This is a genomic window from Xanthomonas bromi (assembly GCF_900092025.1).
GTDB classification, from domain to species: domain Bacteria; phylum Pseudomonadota; class Gammaproteobacteria; order Xanthomonadales; family Xanthomonadaceae; genus Xanthomonas; species Xanthomonas bromi.
This window is the reverse complement of record NZ_FLTX01000123.1, coordinates 1-3,147: the sequence shown is the minus strand read 5'-3', so window position 1 is coordinate 3,147 and position 3,147 is coordinate 1. Positions and strand designations below refer to the sequence as shown.

The 3,147-nt window shown below is 54.7% G+C and carries 3 protein-coding genes and 1 pseudogene; all 4 read left to right on the top strand.

All coding sequences use genetic code 11. The features are described 5' to 3' along the window. A partial coding sequence (locus XBLMG947_RS22320) for a DUF3304 domain-containing protein (RefSeq protein ID WP_083993325.1) occupies window positions 1-397 on the top strand: 397 nt, incomplete at its 5' end. A gap of 46 nt (window positions 398-443) precedes the next feature. Then, entirely contained in the window at window positions 444-896 is a 453-nt protein-coding gene (locus tag XBLMG947_RS22315; protein ID WP_104537058.1) for a DUF3304 domain-containing protein, read from the top strand. Beyond that, on the top strand, window positions 893-2,905 hold the full coding sequence (locus tag XBLMG947_RS20795; protein ID WP_083993323.1) for a phospholipase effector Tle1 domain-containing protein: 2,013 nt from the start codon (window positions 893-895) through the stop codon (window positions 2,903-2,905). Before XBLMG947_RS22315 ends, XBLMG947_RS20795 begins: the two co-directional genes overlap by 4 nt. Window positions 2,906-2,911: 6 nt before the next feature. Beyond that, window positions 2,912-3,147 (top strand): annotated as a pseudogene (locus XBLMG947_RS20790) (phage late control D family protein); the annotation flags it as partial.

Sequence of the window (3,147 nt, the reverse complement as noted above, 5' to 3'; positions counted from 1 at the left end):
ACAATCTAAAACCGTATGCGTGACCGGATACAATGAATACGAAAAGCAGATTTATGAATTTTGGCTGGATAACGAGTCAAAGGCTGGGTGTTTTGGTAATCCGCCAGGTAAGTCAGCTGGAAATCATTGGGGGGGCGGCGGGAAGTTTTCTTGCGGATGCAAAGTTACACCTGGTAAGGTCGTCAATCTTTACTGGACATTTGAGCAGACTAGGCAGGAGTACGATTCCGGTGTGAAGCCCGAGGAATACACCATCAAAGTCCAAACGCCGCATCCACAATCATCCAGTTCACGATATTTTAGGATTTACTTTCGCAAGAATGGAACGGCGTCTTTGCAATGGGTGGATGATATGGGAGCGGATGAGCTTCCTTCAACCCCGTCTATTGCTAAATGAGAATGGTCTTTGAGGCATTTATGATATGAGAATTATTAGATTCTTGATGGTGGCGTTTATCTTCTTGCTGGGCGGTTGCAAGGATGGGTTTTCTCAGTCTAGAACTGTATGTGTCACTGGCTACAATGAGTACGAAAATAAAATTCATGAATTCTGGCTAGACAATGAATCCAGTTCAGGATGCTTTGGGAATCCTCCGGGTCGGACTGATGGGAATTTGTGGGGAGGTGGCGGGAAATTTTCTTGCGGATGTAATGTCACGCCTGGAAAGACTGTTAATTTGCAGTGGACCTTCGCAAGATCAGAAGAAGAATTCTATGCTGGAAAAAAGGCTGAAGAGCATGAAGTAAAAGTGACCATCCCTCAGCCTGAATCAAGTCGATCAAGGTATTTTCGTGTTTATTTCCGAAAAGATGGAACCGCGTCTTTGCAATGGGTGGATGATATGGGTGCAGAAGAATTGCCCGCAACGTCCGATGGAAAAGGAGATTCCAAGTGAGTCAGGTGAGAAAAGAAAGTATAGACTCAGACCAAAAGCGCGCATTTCTTGATCGCACAAAAGTCCAGGCTGAGCAGAGATGCCCTGCCTGCCAGCAGGTGCTCTGGTTAAGTTTCCTCTTTGACGGTTTTGGTTACACAAACAAGAATGGTCCTGCAAGCAACATTGCGAAAATTCATGCGGCCTTACGCGAAGATCCGGCACACGGTGCACGAGCTTTTTACTACCCTGGTCTTGGCGCAGAATTCGACCCCGAAAACGCCGCACTTGCAGCCGCCCTGGGCGACAAGGCCGGAAAGGAGATCGAGGACAAGGTCAGCTCCGCACCGAAGAATGCCGCCAAGGGCGCGGTGCTGGATGTCTGGAAGGAAAGCGAACGGCTGAGCGACAAATCCTACGCCAATCGTGCGGCCTGGACCGCTGGCGAGGTGGTAGATCGCGCGAGTACGCAAGCGAAGCAGATTGCCAAGACGGTCCAGAAGCCCGTTACCACCGTAGCTAAGCAAGGCTGGAAAAAATTGCGCAAGGAATGGCGTGCGCTCTGGAAGGACGTAGTCAGGCACCCGTGGCGCGCAGCCAAGGATGCTGGCGCGGCCGTGGCCAAGAATACCGCTGGTTATGGGGCCGAAAGCGTCGGGCTGATCCGCGACTCGACCCTCGGTGCGGCGCTGTTCAACACGGGCGTGGATACGCGCCTGAAATCGGCCGAGACCGATTTCAAGGCCGCGTTCGCACTGGCCAAGGCCAGGCTGCCGGTGCACAGGGTCAACGTGGCGATCTTTGGCTACGACATGGGCGGCGGGATCGCGCTTGCGTTCAGCAAGCTACTGATCGACGACATCTGCGCGAGTGGTCGCTACCAGGCGGTCGAGGTCAAGATCCACTTTATGGGCCTGTTCGATTGCGTGACGAATCGCTACGACGACAACCTGCTGAGCGGATTCATCCCGCTCAGCAACAAGGTGTCGTCGGAGATGAGGTTGCTGCCAGAGGTCGAACGCTGCGTGCATTATGCGGCGGCGCATGAACTGCGCTTCTACAAGCCATTGACGATTATTGGAGGCACGGCCAGCGCGACGGGCAGCCGACAGGAGCTGCTTTTTCCTGGTAGCCAGGTGGATGTGGGGGGAGGCGCCGAAGCCGAGGAAGAAGGTGTACTGGATGGGCTTGCACGTTATCCACTTCAGATGATGTACAACCGGGCATATGCGGCGGGAATACCTATGCCAACTGTAGATGAGATAAGAAAGACCGATTTTGACCTGTATGTGAAGTTTATCATTCCTGATGAAGTCAACGAATTTCAGCGGAAGTATCGTGTTACCGTAAATACACTTGTAGAGGATGTAAGAGAAATCAGCCCCGCAGTAATCCGCCTGAACCTTCCATACGTCTGCACCTACACCAAGCCCGGCCAACGCACAGCCGAGCAGGAAAGCCAGTGCTATGTGCCGCCGGAGCCGCTGGTGGTGCGCACGCTGCCCAAGGACATCCAGGGGCAGATGAAGGGGCATATGATCATCTACATCCAGTGGCTGCGGATGTGGTACGAACAATTCGCCAAGACTGCCAATGAACATACAGACTCCTGGTTGTTGGGTGCCCCGAAATATCCCGCCGCCAAAGGCCGGTACGACAAGCTCGCGGCCGAACTGAGGTATCTGGAACGCAACGCGCGTTCGGTCGATACCTTCAACATGGACCAGGCAAAGAAACAGATCGACGGAGAGGTCGCCTCCAATCTCTTTGTCACCGATCCGCAAGGCCAAGCGCTTTATTGGATATGGAACAACCCTGGTAAGCGACTGCCAGAGGTCGAGGCGCTGTATGGCGGGTTTCTTGAATATGTCCACGACAGCATGGCGGAGAGCAGCCTTGAGGGTGCGTACGGTTCGTTCGTCGCCTCCAAGCACTACATGAACCGCCGCCCGATGCAGAAGATCGAGACCAAACCCGACAAGAGTTTCTTGGGGGATTTATGGGAGTCCTATAAAAACCTCTACAAATAGTTTGCAGTGGAGCCAATATATGGCAGCACCTCCAGCGCCCGCAGCCGCAGCCTGCGCCCGACCGGCGCCGACGCCACGCCGTTGGGCGAGATCGGTGCCGAGGACGTGGACACCGCCGGCCCGTACGGCTGGCAGGACAGCACGCGCGGCCAGCGCCGCGCGCAGCAGCAGCTCGATGCGCAGCAGGTGGCGGCGCAGACCATCGAGGGCCAGGGCAGCTGGCGCCAGCTGGCGCCGGGCAC